Here is a 23,059-nt window from a genome sequence, read left to right on the forward strand (position 1 = left end):
CGGGGACAGGGCCGGTCGGGGCCGGGCTGTGCGGCGGGGAAGGCGCGTCGGCCCTGACCGGGGGCTGAGGCGGCGTTGCCGGCGTCAGGGGGCGCGCAGTCGCAGCCCCCGGGGGGTGGCGTGGAAGCCCGCGGACTCCAGGAGGGCTCCGAGCGGGGAGGTGAGCGCGGGGGAGCCGTTGATCCGCTCGACCGTGACCGTGCCGAGCGCGCCCGCGCGGGCCGCCTCGGCCAGGGCCGCCGCCGCTTCCCGCAGCCCGGGGTCGTCGCTGCTCGCCGCCTCGGCGTCCTCATCCCGGGGCCATGCGAGGAGGGTCTTGCCGCCGCGCTCCATGTACAGGGCGAGTGCGCCGTCGAGGAGGACGACCAGGGAACCGGCCTTGCGCCCGGGCTTGTGGGACGCGCCGGGAGGCGGCTCGGGCCAGGGGAGCGCGGCGCCGTAGGCGTTGGCGGGATCGGCGGCCGCGAGCACGACCGCGCGCCGCCGGGCGCCGCGCGCCGCCGGGCCGGTGGGTGCAGGCGGCGCCCAAGGGGCATCGGGGCTCCCCGGACTCCCCGCGTGCTCGGCACCGCCCGCCCGCTCGCGGGCGGTGCTCACGGCGCGCAGCCGGTCGACGGCGCCTTCCATCGCGAACTGCGCGGCGCCCAGGCCTTCGACCACATACCCGCGACGGGTCTGCCCGCTCTCCTCGAAGACGGACAGGACGCGGTAGACGGCGGAGAAGCCGCCCTCCACTCCCTCGGCGGCCACCGCTCCCCGCGTCACCACGCCGTGCCGGTCGAGGAGGGTGCGGGCCAGGACGTGCGCCCGGTGGGTGGGGTCCGGCTCGCGCTCGGGGAGCAGGGACCAGCGGCCCGCGACCGTCGGGGGGCCACCGCGCGAGGCCGTGGGGCGTCCCGCACCCCCGGTCAGGCCCGCGCGGCCGGTGAACGAGCCGTACCGCCCGCGCGGCACCGCGCGCTTGGCGCGGTGCGCGGTGGACCCGGCCGTACGTCCGGAGCCGAGCAGGGAGCGCAGCGGCGCGAGGGTGTCGTTCGTGAGCCGACCGGACCAGGCGAGGTCCCAGACGGCATCGGCGATGTGGGCGTCCGAGCCACCGGGCTCGGCCGGGGCGTGGCCCGCGGCGCGGACCTGATCGGCGATCTGGCGGAAGAACAGGCCGTAGCCCCCGGACAGCGCGTCGAGCACCGCCTGGTGCACGGGCGTGATCTCCAGCGGGTGCGGGGCCGGCAGCAGCAGCGGTGCCGCGTCGGTGGGCAGCAGGGCGACCCAGCCGTCCTTCCCGGGGAGCGCTCCCGCGCCGGCCCAGACGACCTCGCCCGCCGCGGTGAGTTCGTCGAGCATCGCCGGGGAGTAGTCCGTCACCCGGGCGGGCAGCACCAGCTTCTCCAGGGCGGAGGCGGGGACCGGCGCTCCCTGCAACTGCTCGATGGCACGCACCAGACCGTCGGTGCCGCGCAGGCTGTGGCTGCCGATGTGCTGCCACTGGGGGAGGAACGCGGCGAGCGCGGCGGGCGGCACCGGCTCCAGCTCGTGCCGCAGGGCCGCGAGGGAGCGGCGGCGCAGTCTGCGCAGGACCGTCGCGTCGCACCACTCCTGGCCGATACCGGCGGGGTGGAACTCGCCCTGGACGACGCGCCCGCTCGCGGCGAGGCGCTGCAGCGCCCCGTCGGTCACCGCCGGACCGAGGCCGAAGCGCGCCGCGGCCTGCGCCGAGGTGAAGGGGCCGTGCGTGCGGGCGAAGCGGGCGAGGAGATCGCCGAGGGGGTCCTTGACCGGCTCGGTGAAGGCCTCGGGGACCCCGACGGGCAGTGCCGTCCCCAGGGCGTCGCGGAGCCTGCCGGCGTCCTCGACGGCCGCCCAGTGGTCCTGGCCGGCGATGCGGACGCGCAGGGCGCGACGGGCGTCCGACAGCTCCTTGGCCCACCCGGGGTCGGCGCCGCGCTCGGCCAGTTCGCCGTCGGTCAGGGGGCCGAGGATCCGCAGCAGATCGGCGACACCTTCGACGTCCTTGACCCGGCGGTCCTCGGTCAGCCACCGCAGCTCGCTCTCCAGCTCGGCCAGCACCTCCGCGTCGAGCAGCTCGCGCAGCTCCGCCTGGCCCAGCAGCTCGGCCAGCAGCCGCGAATCGAGGGAGAGCGCGGCGGCGCGGCGCTCCGCGAGCGGGGAGTCGCCCTCGTACAGGAACTGGGCGACGTAGCCGAAGAGCAGCGAGCGGGCGAAGGGTGACGGCTCAGGGGTCGTCACCTCCACCAGCCGGACCCGGCGGGCCTCGATGTCCCCCATCAGCTCGGTGAGGCCGGGGACGTCGAAGACGTCCTGGAGGCATTCGCGGACGGCCTCCAGGATGATCGGGAACGAGCCGAACTCCCCCGCGACCTGGAGGAGCTGGGAGGCGCGCTGACGCTGCTGCCACAACGGGGTGCGCTTGCCGGGGCTGCGGCGCGGCAGCAGGAGGGCGCGGGCCGCGCACTCGCGGAACCGGGCGGCGAAGAGGGCCGATCCGCCGACCTGGTCGGTGACGATCTGATCGATCTCGCCCTTGTCGAACGTGACGTCCGCGACCCCGACCGGGGACTGCTCGCTGTCGAACTCCGTGCCGGGGCGGGCGGGGTCGGCGTCCAGCAGATCCAGGCCCATGAGATCCGCGTCGGGGAGCCGCAGCACGATGCCGTCGTCCGCGTGCATCACCTGGGCGTCCATGCCGTACCGCTCGGTGAGCCGGGCCCCGAGGGCCAGCGCCCAGGGGGCGTGGACCTGGGCGCCGAAGGGGGAGTGGACGACGACCCGCCAGTCGCCCAGCTCGTCGCGGAACCGCTCGACGACGATCGTCCGGTCGTCCGGCACATGGCCGCAGGCGCGGCGCTGCTCGTCGAGATAGGACAGGACGTTGTCCGCCGCCCAGGTGTCGAGCCCGGCGGCGTCCAGCCGCGCGCGGGCCGCCTCGGGCGTCAGCCCGCCGACCTCGCGCAGGAACGCGCCCAGCGCCCGGCCGAGTTCGAGCGGGCGGCCCAGCTGGTCGCCCTTCCAGAACGGCAGCCGGCCGGCGGCCCCCGGCGCGGGCGTGACCAGGACACGGTCGCGGGTGATGTCCTCGATCCGCCAGGAGGTGGTCCCGAGCGTGAACACATCGCCCGCCCGCGACTCGTAGACCATCTCCTCGTCCAGCTCACCGACCCGGCCGCCGCCCTTCTTGGGGTCCGAGCCCGCCAGGAAGACCCCGAAGAGGCCCCGGTCGGGGATGGTGCCGCCCGAGGTGACGGCGAGCCGCTGCGCCCCCGGGCGCCCCGTGACCGTACCGGCCACGCGGTCCCAGACCAGCCGCGGCCGCAGCTCCGCGAAGGCGTCCGACGGATAGCGTCCGGCGAGCATGTCGAGCACCGCCGTGTACGCGGACTCGGGCAGTGCGGCGAAGGGCGCGGCCCGGCGCACCACGGCCAGCAACTCCTCCACGTCCCAGGTGTCCAGGGCCACCATGGCGACGATCTGCTGGGCGAGCACGTCCAGCGGGTTGGCGGGCACGCGCAGGGACTCGATGGCCCCCTCGCGCATGCGCTCCGTGACCACGGCAGCCTGCACCAGGTCGCCCCGGTACTTGGGGAAGACCACACCGGTCGAGACGGCGCCGACCTGGTGTCCGGCACGCCCGACGCGCTGGAGACCGGAGGCGACCGAGGGCGGTGACTCGACCTGGACGACGAGGTCCACCGCGCCCATGTCGATGCCCAGCTCCAGGCTGGAGGTCGCCACGACGGCCGGCAGCCGGCCCGCCTTGAGGTCCTCCTCGACCAGGGCCCGCTGCTCCTTGGAGACCGACCCGTGGTGGGCGCGGGCGAGCACCGGCGACGCCCCCTTGGCCGCCCCGGACTGGGCCATCAGCTCGGCGGGGGAGTGGTGGTCCGGCAGGGGCTCGCCCATGGCGCGCTCGTACGCGATCTCATTGAGACGGTTGCACAGACGCTCGGCGAGCCGCCGGGAATTGGCGAACACGATCGTGGAACGGTGGGCCTGGACCAGGTCGGCGATCCGCTCCTCCACATGGGGCCAGATCGACGGCTTCTCCTTGGCGTCCCCCTCCTGGACGGGGGAGGCCCCCAGCTCGCCGAGGTCCTCGACCGGAACGACCACCGAGAGGTCGAACTCCTTGCCGGACGGCGGCTGGACGATCTCGACCCTGCGCTGCGGCGACAGATAGCGCGCCACCTCGTCCACCGGCCGTACCGTCGCGGACAGGCCGATCCTGCGGGCGGGCCGGGCGAGCAGCGTGTCCAGACGCTCCAGGGACAGGGCGAGGTGCGCGCCCCGCTTGGTCCCGGCGACGGCGTGCACCTCGTCGAGAATGACCGTCTCCACGCCCGCCAGCGCGTCCCGGGCGGCGGAGGTGAGCATCAGGAACAGCGACTCGGGCGTGGTGATCAGGATGTCCGGCGGGCGGGTCACGAGTGCCCGGCGCTCGGCGGGCGGGGTGTCGCCGGACCGGATCCCGACCCGGATCTCCGGCTCGGGCAGCCCCAGCCGCACGGATTCCTGGCGGATACCGGTGAGCGGACTGCGCAGATTCCGCTCGACGTCCACCGCGAGCGCCTTGAGCGGGGACACGTACAGCACCCGGCAGCGCTTCCTGGGCTCGGCGGGCGGCGGGGAGCTCGCCAGCCGGTCCAGCGAGGCGAGGAAGGCGGCCAGCGTCTTGCCGGATCCGGTCGGCGCGACGACCAGCACGTCCGACCCCTCGTCGATCGCCCGCCAGGCCCCCGCCTGCGCGGCCGTGGGCGCGGTGAAGGCCCCCGTGAACCAGGCCCGGGTCGCGGGGGAGAACGCCGAGAGGGCCGAAGCCGGGTCCCCGGCCGGAGCTGCCGCCATGTCGTCCGCCATGCCCCCATCCTGTACCGCCCCACTGACAATGCCCCGGATCCGCAGGTCAGCCGGGCCTCCGTCGAAGGGGAAGCCGGGGATCCGGGGCGCTGGTGCCCGTGTGCGGGGCCCGGGCGGGGGCGCTTCGGCTACACGGCGCGTCCGTACGCCCGCAGAGTGAGCAGCGCGGTGATGGTCACCATCGGGCGGCATTCAAGGCGCGTGCCCGGCGCCCACTCCCGCCAGCGGATCGGCCAGCCGCCGTCGTCCTCCTGCGAGGCGGCCAGGAAATCCAGCGACCGCCGCAGCTCCGCGTCGGTGAACCAGGCGGCGGCCACCGAGTCCGGGTTCCGCGCGTAATCGTGCGGGAAATGGTGCTCGCCGGGCGCGTAGCCGTCGGGCACGGGGTATTCCGTCAGGTGCTCGGGATCCAGGACGGCCAGCCGCTGTTCCCGTACGACCCGGCCGATCCGCTCCGCCGCCGCCTCCGCGCGGGCACGGTCGGGGACGCCGTCCAGGAAGGCGACGGCCGCCTCGACCTCGTACGGGTGAGTTTTCGCGCCCTGTCCGAGGGCGTCGACAGCGGCCCAGCAGAAGTCGGTGGCCCGGAACAGCCACGCGTGCCAGACCGCGTTCCGGTGCAGCAGGCCCACCACGGGACCGGTGGCGAGCAGATCGCTGGGCGGGTCGTCCACGATCGGGATCCAAGGAGCGGCCGGATAGCCGCGCAGCGACGGATGCAGGGCCGGCAGCGCGCCGTCCGCGGTGGAGATCGCCGTCAGATAGCGGCACACCCGCTCCACCCGCCGGTCGCCGCAGCGGCCGATCTCGTCGAGCACGCGCAACGCGTGCGCGGTGTGCAGGGGCTGGCTCACCGGCCCGCGCAGATCGGGCTCCAGGGCGTGGCCGTAGCCGCCGTCGTCACCCAGATAGGCATTGAGGGCCGCTTCCACGGCGTCGGGGCCGCCGTCCAGAAAGTGGAACGCGAATCTGCGCTGCTCGAGGACGCGGGCGGTCAGCCAGAGAAACTGTTCGGCACGGACTACGGGGGATGCTCCGGATCGGGCCATGCCCAGACCGTAAGGGCGGAAAGCGGCACCGGTCAGCGGCTCGTGCCCGGCAGCACTCTCAGGGGCGGGATACTGGGCGCATGCGGTTGACGGTCTTCTGGCAGCGGATGGGCGATTATTTCGGCGCGGCGTACGCCGACTCCTTCGCACGCGATCATGTGATGTCCGAGCTCGGCGGGAGGACCGTGCACCAGGCGCTCGACGCGGGCTGGAGCGCCAAGGACGTATGGCGCGGAGTGTGCAGGGCCCTGGACATCCCCGAGAACATGCGCTGACGCCCCCGCCGCGGCCGGAACCCACCCGCGATACCCGGGTGTGCGCTCCCGGGCCGCGCGCCGCCCGGTTTTCCGGCTGGCCGTATGGGTGACACTTGCCCCGTGGCAGCCACAGACGACACCGCCCCGGACCATGCCCCACCGCCTCCGCCCGACACCGGTGCCGGTGGCAGTTCCGGCGTCGGCATGCCGCGCTGGCTGCCCCGGGCGATGCTGGCGGCGCTCGCCCTCTACGCCTGCTTCCAGCTGGCCAGCTGGGCGTTCCACCAGCTCATCGGCCTGCTGCTCAACATCCTGATCGCGTTCTTCCTCGCGCTCGCCGTCGAACCGGCCGTGGCGCGGATGTCCGCGCGCGGCATGCGCCGGGGACTCGCGACGGGCCTGGTCTACCTCGGGGTGATCGGCGCCTTCGCGGGCTTCTTCACGCTCATGGGGTCGGTGCTCGCCGACCAGATCGTGACCATGGTGGAGAACTTCCCCGCCTATCTGGACTCCGTGATCAGCTGGATCAACCGGACGTTCCGTACCGACCTCTCCCGGGTCGAGGTGCAGGACAGCCTGCTGCACTCGGACTGGCTGCGGAAGTACGTCCAGAACAGCGCCGCCGGTGTCCTGGACATCTCCACCACGGTCCTGGGCGGCCTGTTCAAGCTGCTGACCGTGCTGCTCTTCTCGTTCTACTTCGCGGCCGACGGGCCCCGGCTGCGCCGGGCCCTGTGCTCCGTGCTGCCGCCCACCCGGCAGGCCGAGGTGCTGCGTGCCTGGGAGATCGCCGTCGACAAGACCGGCGGCTACCTCTACTCGCGCGCTCTGATGGCACTGATCTCCGGCGGCGCGCACTACGTCCTGCTGCAGGTCCTCGGAGTGCCCTACGCCCCGGCGCTCGCGTGCTGGGTCGGGATCATCTCCCAGTTCATCCCGACCATCGGCACCTACCTGGCGGGTGCGCTCCCGATGCTGATCGCCTTCACGGTGAACCCCTGGTACGCGGTGTGGGTGCTCGGCTTCGTCGTGGTCTATCAGCAGTTCGAGAACTACCTGCTCCAGCCGCGCATCACCGCCAAGACCGTCGATCTGCACCCGGCCGTCGCCTTCGGCTCGGTGGTCGCGGGCACCGCGCTGCTCGGCGCGGTGGGCGCGCTGATCGCCATCCCGGCGACCGCGACGCTCCAGGCCTTCCTCGGCGCGTACGTGAAGCGCTACGACGTCACGGACGACCCGCGGGTGCACGGCCGGCGGCCGCGCCGAGGCCCCGGGGATTCGGTTCTGGGGCGGCTGTTCAGGGCGTGGCGCGGGCGCTGACGCGTGGTGACACGCGGGTGAAGGGGCGCGCTTGACACCAAAATCGAACATCCATTCTTATGGGGTTCCGGGCCTGATGACGGACGCTGGAAGAGGCGAGTTATCCACAGGCCAGGACGACGCCCGGGCCGATTGTCAGTGGCAGGCGTTAGCGTCGTGGACGTGAAGCGATCGACTCAAGCAAACCGGGTGGAACCCATGGCAGGAACCGACCGCGAGAAGGCGCTGGACGCCGCACTCGCACAGATTGAACGCCAATTCGGCAAGGGTGCGGTGATGCGCCTCGGCGACCGGCCCAACGACCCCATCGAGGTCATCCCCACCGGGTCGACCGCTCTCGACGTCGCCCTCGGCGTCGGCGGACTGCCGCGCGGCCGTGTCGTGGAGGTGTACGGACCGGAGTCCTCCGGTAAGACCACCCTCACCCTGCACGCCGTGGCCAACGCGCAGAAGGCGGGCGGCACGGTCGCCTTCGTCGACGCGGAGCACGCGCTCGACCCGGAGTACGCGAAGGCGCTCGGCGTCGACACGGACAACCTCATCCTCTCCCAGCCGGACACCGGCGAGCAGGCGCTGGAAATCGTGGACATGCTGGTCCGCTCCGGTGCCCTCGACCTGATCGTCATCGACTCCGTCGCCGCCCTGGTGCCGCGTGCGGAGATCGAGGGCGAGATGGGCGACTCGCACGTCGGCCTCCAGGCCCGACTGATGAGCCAGGCCCTCCGTAAGATCACCAGCGCGCTCAACCAGTCCAAGACCACCGCGATCTTCATCAACCAGCTCCGCGAGAAGATCGGCGTCATGTTCGGCTCCCCGGAGACGACGACCGGTGGCCGGGCGCTGAAGTTCTACGCCTCGGTGCGACTGGACATCCGCCGGATCGAGACCCTCAAGGACGGCACCGAGGCCGTCGGCAACCGCACCCGTGTGAAGGTCGTCAAGAACAAGGTCGCGCCGCCCTTCAAGCAGGCCGAGTTCGACATTCTCTACGGCCAGGGCATCAGCCGCGAGGGCGGTCTGATCGACATGGGCGTGGAGCACGGCTTCGTCCGCAAGGCCGGTGCCTGGTACACCTACGAGGGCGACCAGCTCGGCCAGGGCAAGGAGAACGCCCGTAACTTCCTGAAGGACAACCCCGACCTCGCCAACGAGATCGAGAAGAAGATCAAGGAGAAGCTGGGCGTGGGCGTGCGCCCCGAGGCTCCGGCAACCGAGCCCGGTCCGGACGCCGCCGGCGAGCCCGCCAAGTCGGTGCCGGCCCCCGCGGCGAAGTCCACGGGCAAGGCGGCCAAGGCCACGGCGGCCAAGAGCTAGACCGTGACACAGCGATGGGGGTATCGCCCCCGGCCTCAGGCCGGGGGAGACCGGCCGGACCTGGGCGCGGACGATCACATGGACGGCGGCCCCCCTTCCTCGTCGAGGGCCGGGGACGGGGCGCCGCAGCGGCCGGAGGAGCAGGCGCGGGCGATCTGTCTGCGCCTGCTCACCGGATCGCCGCGGACCCGTAAACAGCTGGCGGACGCGCTGGCCAAGCGCGGGATCTCCGACGAGGTGGCGGAGGAGGTGCTGTCCCGGTTCGAGGATGTGGGGCTGATCGACGACGCTGCGTTCGCCGATGCCTGGGTGGAGTCCCGGCACCACGGCCGGGGGCTGGCCCGCCGCGCCCTGGCGCGGGAGCTGCGCACCAAGGGCGTGGACTCCGCGGTGATCGACGAGGCCGTCGGGCAGCTCGACTCCGAGCAGGAGGAACGCACGGCCCGGGAGCTGGTCGAGCGCAAGCTGCGGGCCACTCGCGGCCTGGACCGGGAGAAGCGGCTCCGACGCCTCGCCGGGATGCTGGCCCGCAAGGGGTATGCCGAGGGCCTCGCCCTGCGCGTGGTGCGCCAGGCCTTGGCGGAGGAGGGCGACGACCCCGAGCTGCTGGACCAGTATCTGCCCGAGGACTGACCGACGGGTGGGTCCCGACCCGGTGGGGACGTGGCCGGCCCGAGAGCACCGGCCCGAGAGCGCCGGCCCGAAGAGATGGCGCGCAGGGGCAGGCCGTCACGGCCACGCCTGCCGTCAGGGTGCCACCGGGAGTCCCGCCGCCCGCCAGGCCTGGAAACCACCCACCAGGTCCGTGGCGTGGCGCAGACCCAGCCGACGCAGGGAGACGGCGGCCAGGCTGGAGGCGTATCCCTCGTCGCAGATCACGACCACCCGCAGGTCGTGACCGCTCGCCTCCGCCGCCCGGTGTTCGCAGACCGGGTCGAGCCGCCATTCCAGCTCATTGCGCTCCACGACGAGCGCCCCGGGGATGGTCCCGTCCCGCTCCCGCAGCGCCGCGTAGCGGATGTCGACCAGCAGACCGCCCGCGGCCTGCACTTCGGCGGCCTGGGCCGGGTCGAGGCGGTCGAGGTCCGCGCGGGCGGCGGCCAGCAGCTCCTCGATCCTCATGCCCACTCCTGCGCCCACTCGACCTGCTCGAGCCGCAGCACCTGTCCCACCCGGCTGTAGCGCCGCATCATCGGTAGCGGTGGGTAGTAGGCGTGCACGGACACCGCGTGCTCCTCGGCGGAGGCGTTGAAGACCTGGTGCACATGGTGCGGTCCGAAGGCCCGGCCCTGTCCGTCGGCGAGCTGCCGCTGACGGTCGACGCCGTCCGCCAGTTCCAGCACCTTCCAGCCCTCGGTGGGCAGTTGGGCGGCCAGCGACTGTTCGGTCAGCCGTCCCGCCGCCGCCGCGAAGGCTCCGTGCGAGCCCCCGTGGTCGTGCCAGCCCGTGCCGGTGCCGGGCGGCCACCCGATCAGCCAGGCCTCACTTCCGCCCGGCCCCTCCAGCCGGATCCAGGTACGGCCCTCGGGATCGAGGGGGAGCGAGGCGACGAGCGCGGAGTCGGAAGCCGTACGGCGGGCGAAGCGCAGAAGATCGGCTGCCGAAGGCGCGGGGGCTTCGGAAGAGGAAACAGCGCAGGGAACGGAGCCCCGGGAAGAAGCAGCGGAAGACGCGGCGAAGGTGTCGGAAGCAGGAAGCGCGGACGCGTCGACGGGGAAAGACACAGGGGGACCATCCTGAGGGATCGCGAAGGAGCGCGCGACGTGCCGCAGACAGTGGCGGGAAGACGGTCGCGCGAAAGAGACAGCGGATCAGCAGGACGGACGACAGACGCAGCCCGCATAGCGGACCAGGTCCAGATGGACCCTCCGCCAGAATCGCGCGCCGCTCTCAGTCACGCTCCGGAGTCAACCACGATGGTCCGGACGGGTCAACGATTGGCCGTAGCTTCACTGGCCGCTCCGTCGGGTGCCCCCGCGAGCCCCGCCCGACCGGCCTGCCCCACCCGTCCGGCCCGGCCAGCGCGTTCCGTGGGTCCCTCGGCCATCGCGCCCCCGGCGCCCCCGGTCATCCCGGCGATCTCCGTGCCACCACCGGCCGCTCCCGTCTCACGCACATCGGGTGTCCCCACCGCGCCGCCACGCACCGCGTCCGCGCACGCGTACAGCTCCGCCGGACGCACCCCGGCCAGCGCCGCGACCAGATGCCCGTCCGGCCGCACCAGTAGCACCGTGTGCGCCGCGGCTCCCGGATACCCCTCGGTGACCAGTAGTTCGGCAGGCATCGGCAGGGCGCAGACGGCCGCCGCGAGCCGTGGCATGAGCCCGGCGCCCAGCCAGTGCCGCCGCTCCCACACGCCCGTGCCGGGGGCGACGAGCACCACCAGCAGACCGCCGCCCAGCCGGTCCCGCAGCCGGGCGTCCGAACCGTCCGGAGCGGTCACCGGGATGTCCACCACCGGCGCCCCCACGGCCGTCCCCACCGGGACGGTGCCCGCGGGAGGCGCGGCCGGGGCCAGGGGCGTACGGGTGTACACGTAGGGCGCGCCCAGCGGTCCGCGCCCCAAGTGCCCGTCCCCGAGCAGCCCGTCGTGCCCTCGGGCCGCGCCCGGCACCACCGTTCGCCGTACCGCGCGCCAGCCACCCGCGCCGCGCACCGGCGGCAGCACCCGGTCCGCGGCGCGCAGCCGGGCACCGATCGCACCGCGCCGCTCCGCCTGGTAGCTGTCGAGCAGGGCGTCCGAGGCGCCCTGGTGCCAGGCCAGGCCCAGCTTCCAGGCGAGGTTGTCGGCGTCCCGCAGCCCCTCGTCGAGCCCTTGGGTGCCGAGAGCGCCGAGCAGATGCGCCGCGTCCCCGGCGAGGAACGCCCGGCCGGTGCGCCAGCGGCGGGCGAGCCGGTGGTGCACGGCGTGCACCCCGGTGTCCAGGAGCTCGTACGGCGGCACTTCTCCGCACCACGTGTACAGGGAATCGCGTACCCGCGCGATCAGCAGGTCCGGGGTGACGAGATCGCGGCCCGGCGGCAGCAGCCAGTCGAGCCGCCAGACCCCGTCCGGCAACGGACGGGCCGTCACCTCGCCGCCGCCGTGCGGCGGCGCGCGGTGCAGCACCGCTTCGCCCGGCCAGGGCAACTCGGCACGGAGCGCGGCGACCGCGTACCGCTCCACGGCCGTGCGGCCGGGGAAGCGCACGCCCAGCAGTTTGCGGACGACGGAACGGGCGCCGTCGCAGCCCACCAGATAACTCCCGCGCCAGGTCGCGCCGTTGGCGCCCCGGGTGTGCGCGGTGACCCCGGAGCCGTCCTGCTCCAGGGTGTCCAGACGGCTGCCGCCGACGATCCGTGCCCCCGGCTCGCGGGCGAGTGCGGCACGCAGTCCGCGGGTCAGCGCGTACTGCGGCAGGTGCAGCGGGGACGGCTCACCCGGCTCCTCCTCGAAGTCGCCGAAGCGACCGGGCTGTTTGACGTGCTCGAAGCCCTCGCGCTCCCGGAACGTCAGCTGGGTGACCACGGCGCGGCGCCGTACCGTGCGCCAGCCGGTCCACCGCGCGCCGTCCCCGGTGGCGCAGCCCAGCCGCTCCAGCATCCGGGCGGTGTCCGGTCGCAGCACGGCCGTACGGGCCAGGCGCTCGTCGTCGAGGTCCGCGCCACCGGTCGCACCGGACGGGTCCGCTCCCTCGGCGCGGCCCGCAGGCCCCTCCTCGAGGACGACGACGGGCACCTCGTGCCGGGTCAGGGCGAGGGCCAGGGTGAGGCCGACCGGGCCGGCCCCGACGATGATCACCGGGTCCACGGCACGGCTCCTTCCCACCCGTGAGGACCGGCGATCCCGTGGCGGGGCGCGCGGTGCGTACCGCCCGTACGGGGCGTACGGGTCATCGGGGGACAGCCGGGGGGAACACGGTGCGCGATCACAGAACGTATGCAACCCATTGCGGGTGCTTGCGTCAAGTGACCATGACGTTCGCCGCGGCGCGCCGGAACGCGTGCGCCCCGTCGGCCCGATCGGGCCGACGGGGCGTCACCGTCGTGTCATGCGGTCGGCCTTGGGGCGACACGCGCCGGAGCCGCCCGGCACCGGTCTAGGCCGTTTGGCCCCCGGCGCCCCCCATTCCGTTGGTGACGCTCGGGTCGTTGGCGGGCATCGCGGGAGGGGAGCCCTTGCGCGAGCGCTGAGTGCGCCGTTCGACCCACGTGGCGACGGAGGACAGGGCCAGACAGAGCACGATGTAGATCGAACCGAAGACGATCACCATCGGGATGAAGGCGTAGACGCCGTTCACGGGCGGGGTCTGCTGGGCGAACGCCTTGCCGACGAACAGCAGCTCCTCGTACAGGATGATGAACCCCAGCGAGGTGTCCTTGAGGGTCACCACGAGCTGGCTGATGATCGACGGCAGCATCGAGCGGACGGCCTGCGGGACGAGAACGCCCGTCATCACCTGGGTCTTGCGCAGCCCGATCGCGTACGCCGCCTCGCTCTGCCCCCGGGGCACGGCGTTGATGCCGGACCGGAAGATCTCCGCCTGCACCGAGCCGTTGTACAGGGTCAGACCGATGACCAGGGCCCACATCGGCTCGGAGGTGAAGACCGCCGCGTAGAGCAGGAAGATCATGATGAGCAGCGGCATGGCGCGGAAGAACTCCACGACCGTGGTGGCCGCCCAGCGCACGGGCTTGTGGTCGGAGAGCCGGCCCGCCGCGAGCACGGTGCCGAGCACCACGGAGAGCACCGCGGCGATCGCGAACGTCTTCAGCGTCGTCAGCAGACCGTCGAGGATCCGCTGCTGGGTGTCGGCGTACTCGTAGTCGTCCCACAGGCCCGCCTGGAACTGGCCGGTGGAGTCGAGCTTGTAGCCGATGAAGGCGATCAGGCCGAGGATGGCGACGGTGGACAGGACGCCGTAGACCCGGTTGCGGACCTTGGCCCTGGGGCCCGGTACGTCGTACAGGACGCTCGAGGTCATCGGGCCACCGCCAGCCGGTTCTCCAGCAGTCGGAAGAGACCGCTGATCGTGAAAGTGATGATGATGTAGCAGACCGCGATCCACAGGAAGATCACGTAAATGTCATAGCCCGAGGCGGCGTTGAGGGTCTTCTGCACCGAGCCGAGCTCCGTGACGTTGAAGCCCGAGGCGATCGCCGTGTTCTTCGCGAGGGCGATCATCAGGCTGCCGATGGGCGGAATCGCCGTCCGGGCCGCCTGCGGCAGGACGATCTGGCCCAGGGTCTGGTTGAAGGTCATACCGATCGAGCGGGCGGCCTCGGCCTGGCCCACCGGCACCGTGTTGATGCCGGACCGGATGGCCTCGCAGATGAACGCCGAGGTGTAGCAGCCCAGCGCCATGACGGCGAGCCAGAAGGAGTCCCAGCCCTTGAGGCCGAGCGCGGGCAGCCCCAGGGTGACGGCGAGGAAGAGCAGCACCAGCGGGGTGTTGCGCAACAGCGTCACCCAGGCCGTGCCGAATATTCGCAGCGCGGGCACCGGAGAAACGCGGAACGCCGCGATCAGGGTGCCCAGCACCAGGGCGAGCGCCGCGCTCAGCGCCGTCAGCTCGACGGTGCCGAGGAAACCTTCGCGGAACATCGCGAAGTTGTCCGACAGAACGTTCAAGTCACTTCTCCGGAAATCGCGTGGCGGGCAGCCGCGCCGGGCCGTCCGGCCCCCGGGTCACCCCGGGGGCCGGACCTCGCCGGCGCGGCACCGATCAGGCACCGCTGGTCAGTAGCGGTCGACCGCGGGCGGGGTCTGGGCGGCGGCCCCGGAGAGACCGAGCGTGGCGTCGTACGCCTTCTTCCAGTCGCCGTTCTTCATGTGCGCCTCGAGGGCGTTGTTGACCGCGTCGCGCAGCGCCTTGTCGTCCTTCTTCAGGCCGACGCCGTAGGGCTCCTTGGAGAACGGCTTCTCGACGACCTTCAGGGCGCCCTTGTTCTCCGCGGCGTAGCCCTTGAGGATCGAGTCATCCGTGGTGACGGCGTCGACCGAGCCGTTGACCAGGTCCTGCACACAGAGCTGGTAGCCCTGCTGCGCCTTGGCCTCGCCCACCCCGTACTTGGCTTCCTTGATCCGCTTGAGCGGCGTGGAGCCGGTCGCCGAGCAGACCTTCTTGCCCTTGAGGTCGTCCGGGCCCTTGATGTCGCTGTCGGCCTTCACCAGCAGGTCCTGGCCGGCGATGTAGTACGGGCCGCCGAAGCCGACCTGCTTCTTGCGCTCGTCGTTGATCGTGTACGTACCGACGTACAGATCCACGCCACCGCTGGCGATCTGCGTCTCACGGGCCTCGGAGGGGACCGTCTTGAACTCGATGTGCGCCTCGTCGAAGCCGAGGTCGGCCGCGATCATGCGGGCGATCTCCACATCGAAGCCGGAGCGCTTCTTGGTGCCGGGGTTCTCGAAACCGAGGCCGGGCTGGTCGGCCTTGGTGCCGATGGTGATCTTCTTGCCCTTGATCTTCTCGAAGACGGGCGAGCCCTTCACATCGGCCGCGGAGTTCACCTTGTACGTCGGCAGGGTCGGCGCCGACGCGCCGCCGCTGGCCTTGTCACCCTTGTCGTCGGGGCTGCCCGACTTGCCGCAGGCGGTCGCGGACGCGGTGAGCGCCAGCACCACGGCGGCCGCTGCGGCGGTTTTGCGGAGCTTCATGGTGAACATCCTTTGCGTCTGCGGGTGTCCGCGGTGGTCGGAACCGCCGGCGGCCCGGCGGGGGAAAGGGGGTAGGGGTAAAAGGCGGTCCGCGAAGCGCGGCCGGATTCGATCAGTGGTGGAGGATCTTCGACAGGAAGTCCTTCGCCCGGTCGCTGCGCGGGTTGGCGAAGAACTGGTCCGGGCGCGCCTCTTCGACGATCTTCCCGTCCGCCATGAAGACGACACGGTTCGCGGCGGAGCGCGCGAAGCCCATCTCGTGCGTGACGACGACCATCGTCATGCCGTCCGCCGCGAGCTGCCGCATGACCTCCAGCACCTCATTGATCATCTCCGGGTCCAGGGCCGAGGTCGGCTCGTCGAAGAGCATGACCTTGGGGTCCATGGCCAGCGCCCGGGCTATCGCCACGCGCTGCTGCTGGCCACCGGAGAGCTGCGCCGGGTACTTGTCCGCCTGGGCGCCCACGCCGACCCGGTCGAGCAGCGAACGGGCCTTCGTCTCAGCCGTCTTGCGGTCCGTCTTGCGGACCTTGACCTGGCCCAGCGTCACGTTCTCCAGCACGGTCTTGTGCGCGAAGAGGTTGAAGGACTGGAAGACCATGCCCACATCCGCGCGCAGCCGTGCCAGCTCCCTGCCCTCCTGGGGCAGTGGCTTGCCGTCGATGCTGATCGTGCCGGAGTCGGTGGTCTCCAGCCGGTTGATCGTCCGGCACAGGGTCGACTTACCGGACCCCGAGGGCCCGATGACGACGACTACCTCGCCGCGCGCGATGGTCAGGTCGATGTCCTGGAGCACATGCAGCGCGCCGAAGTGCTTGTTGACGTTGTTCAGGACGACCAGTGCGTCCGCGACGGGGGTCGCGTCCTTGGTCACCGATACTTCGCTCATCGGCGTTCTCGCTCCGTCCTCCTCGATTGGGGTGGACCCTAATGAGCCGTGACGACCAGCGTCATTACATCTGAGCGGAAATTGAGCATAACGATACGGACTCGAACGGACACTCCGTGTGAAGGGGTCCTCCGGGGCCACGCGCGGGACGCGCGGGCGTACCGGGTCCATAACGGAAACCCCTTCTCGGCCGGAACCCCCTTGACGCGCGGGGCGTCCATCGGCGTGGATGCGGTGTCACACCACAGCGGTGTCACACCACTGCCGCCCGGAGGGGGGCCGATGAGACTCCTGCTCGTAGAGGACGACGACCACGTCGCCGCGGCCCTGTCCGCGGTACTGGCCCGGCACGGCTTCGCGGTCACGCACGCCCGTAGCGGGGAAGAGGCCCTGCAGGCCCTGCTGCCGGCCGAGCGCGCGCCCTTCGGCGTCGTGCTGCTCGACCTCGGCCTGCCCGACCAGGACGGTTTCGAGGTGTGCGGCAAGATCCGCAAGCGCACCAGCACTCCCGTGATCATGGTGACCGCCCGCGCCGACACCCGCTCGAAGATCCACGGCCTGAACCTCGGCGCGGACGACTACGTGGTCAAGCCCTACGACACCGGTGAGCTGCTCGCCCGCATCCACGCGGTCGCCCGGCGCACCCCGCCCGCCGACAACATCCCCGGCGAGCCGCACGAGAGCGACTCCCCGTGCGCGCTGCGGCTCGGGGCCCTGACCATCGAACTTCCCAACCGCCACGTCTCCGTGAGCGGCTCCACCGTCCCGCTCACCCGCAAGGAATTCGATCTGCTCGCGCTGCTCGCCCAGCGCCCGGGCGTCGTCTTCCGCCGCGAGCAGATCATCAGCGAGGTGTGGCGGACCAGTTGGGAAGGAACCGGGCGCACTCTTGAGGTGCACGTGGCCTCACTGCGGGCCAAGTTGCGCATGCCCGCCCTCATCGAAACGGTCCGCGGCGTCGGTTACAAAATCGTCGTTCCGGCCGTCTGACGGCAGTATGAGCCTGTGCGCACCCGACTCCTCCCGCTGCTCATCGTCCTCATGGCGGGCGTCCTGCTGGCCCTGGGCTTCCCGCTCGGGGCGGGCATGGCCGCGGTCCAGCAGCAGCGGGTGGTGGTCGACCGGATCGACGACACCGCCCGGTTCGCGGCCCTCGCCCAGTTCGTCACCACCCGGCAGTTCGGGCCCGCGGACGAGGCGGACGAGCGGCTGACGACCCTGCGGTCCGAACTCGCCCGCTACGAGGATCTGTACGACATACGCGTAGGCGTCTTCTACCGCGACGAGCGGGCCATGGCTGTCGCCCCCGCGGGCTGGTCCGTACCACCCGAAGGGGAGGGCCGACAGGCGTTCCAGGAGGCGCTCGCCGGGCGCCGCAGCCATGACCCCGCTCAGGTCCTGCCCTGGCGGGGCGGCCGGCTCGCCGTGGCCTCGCCCGTCATCCGCGACGGTGACGTCGTCGCGGTCGTCGTCACCGATTCGCCCACGGGGAAACTGCGCTCGCGCATCCTGCACTCCTGGCTGCTGCTCGCGGCGGGCGAGACGGCGGCGATGTTACTGGCCGTGGGAGCCGCCTTCCGGCTCACCGGCTGGGTACTGCGGCCCGTGCGGACCCTCGACGTGGCCGCGCACGGCATCGCCACCGGAGCGCTGAACTCCCGCGTCGCGGTCTCCAGCGGACCACCCGAACTGCGCCGCCTGGCCCGCTCGTTCAACGAGATGGCCGACAACGTCGAAGAAGTCCTGGAGCAGCAGCGCGCCTTCGTCGCCGACGCCTCGCACCAACTGCGCAACCCGCTCGCCGCCCTGCTGCTGCGTATCGAACTGCTCGCCCTCGACCTCCCCGACGGCCACGAGGAGATCGCCTCGGTGCGCACCGAGGGCAAGCGGCTCGCCCGGGTCCTCGACGACCTCCTGGACCTGGCCCTCGCCGAGCACGCCGAGAGCGACCTCCAGCTGACCGACATAGCCGAGATCGTCACCGACCGGGTGGGCTCCTGGTCCCCGGTCGCCGACCGGGAGCAGGTCACCCTGACCTACAGCGGCCCGGCCGCCGTGACCGGCTGGGCCGACCCGATCGCGCTCTCCAGCGCGCTCGACGCGGTGGTGGACAACGCCCTGAAGTTCACGCCCGCGCACGCACGCGTGGACGTCACCGTCGAGGTCGGCGGCGACAGCATCGGCATCACGGTCGCCGACGGCGGTCCCGGACTCACCGAGGACGAGATCGGCCGGATCGGCGACCGCTTCTGGCGCAGCAACCGCCACCAGAACGTCTCCGGCTCCGGCCTCGGCCTGTCCATCAGCCGCGCCCTCCTCGCGGCGGGCGGCGCCACCCTCTCGTACGCGCCGAACGAGCCCAACGGACTGCGGGCGACGATCGCGGTGCCGCGCGACGGCGGCGGCGACAACAAGGCGACACCGAAGAGCACACGGGCCGGCCAGCCCGGCGGCCGTCCCGCCAGGGCCTGAGGGGCCCGCTCAGGGCGCGACGCGCGGGCGCCCTACGGCTTGACCGACAGGTAGTAGCGCCGCGCGCCCGCGTGCAGCGGCAGCGGATCGGTGAAGACCGCCGTCCGCAGGTCCACCTTCTGCGCCGCGTGGACCTTGACGCCGATCCGGTCGCGGCTGTGTATCACCGAGCGGGTGATCCGCTCCGTGAGATCGGGGTCGGCGTGGTCCATGGTGACCAGGAGATTCGCCACGGCGATCGTCTTGACGGCCTGCGTGGCGCGCAGCTCCGGGTAGGCGTCCGCGGGCATGACGGCCGCTCGGTAGTAGCGCGTGTTCCCGCCGAGGGCGTGCAGCGGCGCTATCAGGTCACCGAGCTGCACCAGACGGATCTCCATCCGCCGGCCGAGGGTCTGCACGGCATTGGTGGGCAATCCGCCGGACCAGAAGAAGGCGTCGATGTCGCCCTTCTCCAGCAGGCCCGGCATCTGGTCGATGCCCACCCGCACCGGGGTGATGTCCTTGTCGAAATCGACCCCCGCGGCCCGCAGCAGCCGCCGGGTGATCAGCTGGACCCCCGACTCGTCCGTGCCCACGCCGACCCGCTTGCCCTTGAGGTCCCGCGCGGACCCCACCGTCGACTTCTTCTCCACCACCAGCTGCATGTAGTCGTCGTACAGCCGGGCGCAGGCGCGCAGCGATCGCGCCCCCTCCTGCCCCGAGGCACGGTAGGTCGCGACCGAGTCCGCGGTGGCCAGGGTGAAGTCGGCCTTGCCGGCCGTGAGCTGCCGCAGATTGTCCAAGGACCCCTGGCTCTCCCGGAGCCGCACCTCCAGATCGGGAAGATCGCGGGCCAGATCCTCCTGGAGGAGAGCGCCGTACTTCGCGTACACCCCGGTCGGCACCCCGGTCGCGAACGACATCCGACCGCTCGGCGACGTCTCGCCGTCGAACGGCACCAGCCACCAGGCCAGGAGCGCGAGCACGACGGCGGCCACCGCGCCCGCTCGCAGGGCACGGCACCGATCGACGTGCGGGAGTCGGGGAGCCATGGGTGCGGATACTGCCAGCCCGAGTGGATACGGACCAGGCCCCAAACCGTGACCATCGGGGACCATCACGGCCCCCGCCGCCCGCCCGGCCCCGGCCCGGACCGCGCGGGGAGGGGGCGGGTTGTCCGAGCGACCCCGTACCCTGGTCGATTGAGATGAGTGCGAAGACATACGAGGTGCGCACCTACGGGTGCCAGATGAACGTCCATGACTCCGAGCGGCTGTCCGGCCTGCTGGAGGACGCGGGCTATGTCCGCGCGCCCGAGGGCACCGCGGAGGGAGATGCCGACGTCGTCGTCTTCAACACCTGCGCGGTGCGGGAGAACGCCGACAACAAGCTGTACGGCAACCTCGGCCGGCTGGCCCCGATGAAGACGAAGCGGCCCGGCATGCAGATCGCCGTCGGCGGCTGCCTGGCCCAGAAGGACCGCGACACCATCGTCAAGCGGGCCCCGTGGGTCGATGTCGTCTTCGGCACGCACAACATCGGCAAGCTGCCCGTCCTGCTGGAGCGCGCCCGCATCCAGGAAGAGGCACAGGTCGAGATCGCCGAGTCGCTGGAGGCCTTCCCCTCCACGCTGCCGACCCGCCGCGAGTCCGCGTACGCCGCCTGGGTCTCCATCTCCGTCGGCTGCAACAACACCTGCACCTTCTGCATCGTCCCGGCGCTGCGCGGCAAGGAGGAGGACCGCCGGCCCGGCGACATCCTCGCCGAGGTCGAGACGCTGGTCTCCGAAGGCGTCTCCGAGATCACCCTGCTCGGCCAGAACGTCAACGCGTACGGCTCGGACCTCGGTGACCGCGAGGCGTTCTCCAAGCTGCTGCGCGCCTGCGGCGCGATCGAGGGCCTGGAGCGCGTCCGCTTCACCTCCCCGCACCCGCGTGACTTCACCGACGACGTCATCGCCGCCATGGCCGAGACGCCGAACGTGATGCCGCAGCTGCACATGCCGCTGCAGTCCGGTTCGGACACCGTGCTCAAGGCGATGCGCCGGTCGTACCGGCAGGAGCGCTTCCTCGGGATCATCGAGAAGGTCCGGGCCGCGATGCCGGACGCCGCGATCTCCACCGACATCATCGTGGGCTTCCCCGGCGAGACCGAGGAGGACTTCGAGCAGACCATGCACGTCGTGCGCGAGGCCCGCTTCGCGAACGCCTTCACCTTCCAGTACTCCAAGCGCCCCGGCACGCCGGCGGCCGACATGGAGGGGCAGATCCCCAAGGAGGTCGTCCAGGCGCGCTACGAACGCCTCGTCGCCCTCCAGGAGGAGATCTCCTGGAGCGAGAACAAGAAGCAGGTCGGCCGCACCCTGGAGGTCATGGTCGCCGAGGGCGAGGGCCGCAAGGACGGCGCCACGCACCGTCTCTCCGGTCGCGCGCCCGACAACCGCCTCGTGCACTTCACCAAGCCCGAGCAGCCGGTGCGCCCGGGCGACGTGGTGACCGTCGAGATCACCTACGCCGCGCCGCACCACCTGCTGGCCGAGGGCCCCACCACGGGCGTGCGCCGCACGCGCGCGGGCGACGCGTGGGAGAAGCGCACCGCCGCCCCGGCCGAGAAGGCGGGCGTCATGCTGGGCCTGCCGGGCATCGGTGCCCCGGCCCCGCTGCCCGCGCCGACGGGCGGCTGCAGCATCGTCTGACGCGGCCCGGGGGCGGCTCCGGCCGCCCCCGCGCCGTCCGGGACAAAGGACGTCCCGGGTGCGCCGAGTGCCCGCCGCGACCCGGGCCCGTCGCCCACTAGGCTGCGGATCATGCTTGTCGCCGCCGCCGTCTGCCCCTGTCCGCCGCTGCTCGTCCCGGAGGTCGCCGCCGGGGCCGCACCCGAACTGGACGCCCTGCGGGCCGCGTGCCTGGACGCCGTGGCCGTACTCGCCGCCGCCCGCCCCGACCGGCTCGTCGTCGTCGGCCCCGCCGCGGCCCCCGGCCCGTACCCGCAAGGCGCGGCGGGATCGTTCCGCGGCTTCGGCGTCGGCGTCGACGTCGACGTACGACTCGGCCAGGGTGAGCTGGCGGGGGAGCGGCCACTGCCGCAGTCCCTCGCCGTGGCCGCCTGGCTGCTGGGCCGTACGGGCTGGTCCACCGCGCCGGTCGAGGGCCTGGGCGTGGCCGAGCCGCTGGACACCGCGCGATGCCTGGAGACCGGGCGGGAGCTGGCCGCGGGGGCCGAGCGGGTCGCGGTCCTGGCGATGGGCGACGGCAGCGCCTGCCGCACCCTCAAGGCGCCGGGGTATCTCGACGAACGGGCCGCCGCGTTCGACGCGGGGGCGGCTCAGGCGCTCGGCTCCGCCGACACCACCGCGATCGCCGCGCTCGACGCTGAGCTGGCCCGGGAGGTGAAGGCCGTCGGTCGCGTCTCCTGGCAGGTGCTCGCGGGCGCCGCCGAGGGCGCCGGACTGGCCGGGGAGCTGCTGTACGACGACGCGCCCTACGGCGTGGGGTACTTCGTGGCGTCCTGGTCCTAGGGCCTGTCCTGGCCCGCCGGTGGCCCCTCATATTCGGGCCGCATGGCGACGGCCGCGGAGCGAGACGCTCCGCGGCCGGTCGCCGACGAGGTGTCAGGAGCCCGACGAACCCGTACCGCCGCCCTTGGCGTCCTTCTCGGAGAGCCGGCCGAGGGCGTCCTTCGCCTTGGCCGTGCCGGTCCGGATCTGGCTGCTGTACTTGCCCTTGGTCTGCGAGTCGACCACCTGCGCGGCCTTCTCCAGCCCGAGCCCGATCTTGTCCCCGTGCTGCTGCGCGAGATCACCGACCTTGCCCTTCACCGGGCCGAGCTTGGCTATGAGATTGTCGAACAGGCTCACGGGCACTCCCTGATATTCCTCGTCGATACGCTACTTACGGGCGCCCTCACCGGCCTCGCTGTCGGCAGCCTTCTCCGCGGACTGCTGCTTGGGGATCTCGACTCCCTCGGCCGCCTCGTCCTCCGCGCCGGCCTCGGCGGACTCCTCCGCCTTCGCCTCGGCCGTCTCCTCGGCGTCGGCCGATTCCGCCGTCAGAGTGGCAGCCGCAGCCTCTTCGGTTGACGCTTCGGACGCCTTACGGCGAAACCTTGAAAACACGCCCATATCTACTCCATTACCTTACTGGTGTGAGCGAAATCCCGCGTCGCCCGGAGCGTCCCATTGCGCCGCTACCGGGCACCGACCCGTGAACCGGCCGTCGGAACCTCGCAACAGGCAACGAACCCGGCCGCGTCGCGTCACGTCGCTCGT

21 protein-coding genes are annotated in these 23,059 nt (G+C 72.3%); 8 read left to right on the forward strand and 13 right to left on the reverse strand.

What is annotated here, in order from left to right; translation table 11 throughout:
- Nucleotides 1-84: 84 nt before the first annotated feature.
- Together AB8O64_RS26605 and AB8O64_RS26610 are read right to left on the reverse strand one after the other, a co-directional pair.
- Nucleotides 85-4,872 (reverse strand): ATP-dependent helicase, encoded by a 4,788-nt coding sequence (locus tag AB8O64_RS26605; RefSeq protein WP_370421750.1) that lies wholly within the window; start codon nt 4,870-4,872, stop codon nt 85-87.
- Nucleotides 4,873-5,000: 128 nt separating this feature from the next.
- Nucleotides 5,001-5,921 (reverse strand): hypothetical protein, encoded by a 921-nt coding sequence (locus AB8O64_RS26610; RefSeq protein ID WP_370421752.1) that lies wholly within the window; start codon nt 5,919-5,921, stop codon nt 5,001-5,003.
- Between the two features lie 80 nt (nt 5,922-6,001).
- On the opposite strand from AB8O64_RS26610, the gene AB8O64_RS26615 reads away from it, so the two are divergent.
- From AB8O64_RS26615 to recX, 4 genes are all read left to right on the forward strand, one after another.
- Nucleotides 6,002-6,196, forward strand: a complete 195-nt coding sequence (locus AB8O64_RS26615) for a DUF3046 domain-containing protein (RefSeq protein WP_356453395.1) — start codon at nt 6,002-6,004, stop codon at nt 6,194-6,196.
- A gap of 102 nt (nt 6,197-6,298) precedes the next feature.
- Entirely contained in the window at nt 6,299-7,498 is a 1,200-nt protein-coding gene (locus AB8O64_RS26620) for an AI-2E family transporter (RefSeq protein ID WP_370421754.1), read from the forward strand.
- Nucleotides 7,499-7,696: 198 nt separating this feature from the next.
- The gene (gene recA / locus AB8O64_RS26625; RefSeq protein ID WP_130881848.1) at nt 7,697-8,812 is read left to right on the forward strand and encodes a recombinase RecA; all 1,116 of its coding nucleotides are present in this window, start codon (nt 7,697-7,699) and stop codon (nt 8,810-8,812) included.
- 78 nt (nt 8,813-8,890) lie between these two features.
- Nucleotides 8,891-9,445, forward strand: coding sequence for a recombination regulator RecX (gene recX, locus AB8O64_RS26630; RefSeq protein WP_361927021.1), 555 nt, complete (start codon nt 8,891-8,893; stop codon nt 9,443-9,445).
- Between the two features lie 114 nt (nt 9,446-9,559).
- Here the strand turns inward: recX and AB8O64_RS26635 are convergent, their stop codons facing one another.
- The 8 genes from AB8O64_RS26635 to AB8O64_RS26670 all read right to left on the reverse strand — a co-directional run bounded on the left by AB8O64_RS26635 (nt 9,560) and on the right by AB8O64_RS26670 (nt 16,341).
- Complete coding sequence (locus AB8O64_RS26635) at nt 9,560-9,934, reverse strand: rhodanese-like domain-containing protein (protein WP_365369180.1); 375 nt, start codon at nt 9,932-9,934, stop codon at nt 9,560-9,562.
- Nucleotides 9,931-10,536, reverse strand: a complete 606-nt coding sequence (locus AB8O64_RS26640) for a cysteine dioxygenase (RefSeq protein ID WP_356453392.1) — start codon at nt 10,534-10,536, stop codon at nt 9,931-9,933. The genes AB8O64_RS26635 and AB8O64_RS26640 overlap by 4 nt, the downstream gene beginning before the upstream one ends.
- Before the next feature lie 87 nt (nt 10,537-10,623).
- A complete protein-coding gene (locus tag AB8O64_RS26645; protein ID WP_324606970.1) occupies nt 10,624-10,710 on the reverse strand; it encodes a putative leader peptide in 87 nt (28 codons plus the stop codon).
- Between the two features lie 32 nt (nt 10,711-10,742).
- Nucleotides 10,743-12,602, reverse strand: coding sequence for an FAD-dependent oxidoreductase (locus AB8O64_RS26650; protein ID WP_370421756.1), 1,860 nt, complete (start codon nt 12,600-12,602; stop codon nt 10,743-10,745).
- A 289-nt stretch (nt 12,603-12,891) separates the two neighbouring features.
- Nucleotides 12,892-13,776 (reverse strand): amino acid ABC transporter permease, encoded by an 885-nt coding sequence (locus AB8O64_RS26655; RefSeq protein ID WP_370421758.1) that lies wholly within the window; start codon nt 13,774-13,776, stop codon nt 12,892-12,894.
- On the reverse strand, nt 13,773-14,423 hold the full coding sequence (locus AB8O64_RS26660; RefSeq protein WP_130881842.1) for an amino acid ABC transporter permease: 651 nt from the start codon (nt 14,421-14,423) through the stop codon (nt 13,773-13,775). Before AB8O64_RS26660 ends, AB8O64_RS26655 begins: the two co-directional genes overlap by 4 nt.
- Nucleotides 14,424-14,531: 108 nt before the next feature.
- The gene (locus AB8O64_RS26665; RefSeq protein WP_356453389.1) at nt 14,532-15,452 is read right to left on the reverse strand and encodes a glutamate ABC transporter substrate-binding protein; all 921 of its coding nucleotides are present in this window, start codon (nt 15,450-15,452) and stop codon (nt 14,532-14,534) included.
- 112 nt (nt 15,453-15,564) lie between these two features.
- Nucleotides 15,565-16,341: an amino acid ABC transporter ATP-binding protein gene (locus AB8O64_RS26670; RefSeq protein ID WP_184738659.1), complete on the reverse strand. Its 777-nt coding sequence runs from the start codon at nt 16,339-16,341 to the stop codon at nt 15,565-15,567.
- A gap of 282 nt (nt 16,342-16,623) precedes the next feature.
- Here AB8O64_RS26670 and AB8O64_RS26675 point away from each other — a divergent pair, with 282 nt between their 5' ends.
- Nucleotides 16,624-17,331, forward strand: coding sequence for a response regulator transcription factor (locus AB8O64_RS26675; protein WP_370421759.1), 708 nt, complete (start codon nt 16,624-16,626; stop codon nt 17,329-17,331).
- A gap of 15 nt (nt 17,332-17,346) precedes the next feature.
- Complete coding sequence (locus tag AB8O64_RS26680; protein ID WP_370421760.1) at nt 17,347-18,813, forward strand: ATP-binding protein; 1,467 nt, start codon at nt 17,347-17,349, stop codon at nt 18,811-18,813.
- A 32-nt stretch (nt 18,814-18,845) separates the two neighbouring features.
- Here AB8O64_RS26680 and AB8O64_RS26685 read toward each other — a convergent pair whose 3' ends face one another.
- Nucleotides 18,846-19,844 carry a TAXI family TRAP transporter solute-binding subunit gene (locus AB8O64_RS26685; RefSeq protein ID WP_370421761.1) on the reverse strand — a complete coding sequence of 333 codons (999 nt, stop codon included), beginning with the start codon at nt 19,842-19,844 and terminating at the stop codon, nt 18,846-18,848.
- A 155-nt stretch (nt 19,845-19,999) separates the two neighbouring features.
- Between AB8O64_RS26685 and miaB the strand changes: the two genes are divergently transcribed.
- Together miaB and AB8O64_RS26695 are read left to right on the forward strand one after the other, a co-directional pair.
- Nucleotides 20,000-21,487, forward strand: coding sequence for a tRNA (N6-isopentenyl adenosine(37)-C2)-methylthiotransferase MiaB (gene miaB, locus AB8O64_RS26690; RefSeq protein ID WP_365212085.1), 1,488 nt, complete (start codon nt 20,000-20,002; stop codon nt 21,485-21,487).
- Nucleotides 21,488-21,598: 111 nt separating this feature from the next.
- Nucleotides 21,599-22,309 (forward strand): class III extradiol dioxygenase subunit B-like domain-containing protein, encoded by a 711-nt coding sequence (locus AB8O64_RS26695; protein WP_370421762.1) that lies wholly within the window; start codon nt 21,599-21,601, stop codon nt 22,307-22,309.
- A 93-nt stretch (nt 22,310-22,402) separates the two neighbouring features.
- Here AB8O64_RS26695 and AB8O64_RS26700 read toward each other — a convergent pair whose 3' ends face one another.
- Complete coding sequence (locus AB8O64_RS26700) at nt 22,403-22,648, reverse strand: antitoxin (protein WP_356453382.1); 246 nt, start codon at nt 22,646-22,648, stop codon at nt 22,403-22,405.
- 30 nt (nt 22,649-22,678) lie between these two features.
- Entirely contained in the window at nt 22,679-22,912 is a 234-nt protein-coding gene (locus tag AB8O64_RS26705; RefSeq protein ID WP_356453381.1) for a gliding motility protein, read from the reverse strand.
- Nucleotides 22,913-23,059: the final 147 nt, after the last annotated feature.

Origin of the sequence: Streptomyces sp. QH1-20, assembly GCF_041283565.1 — a bacterium.
Classification (GTDB): Bacteria; Actinomycetota; Actinomycetes; order Streptomycetales; family Streptomycetaceae; genus Streptomyces; species Streptomyces syringius.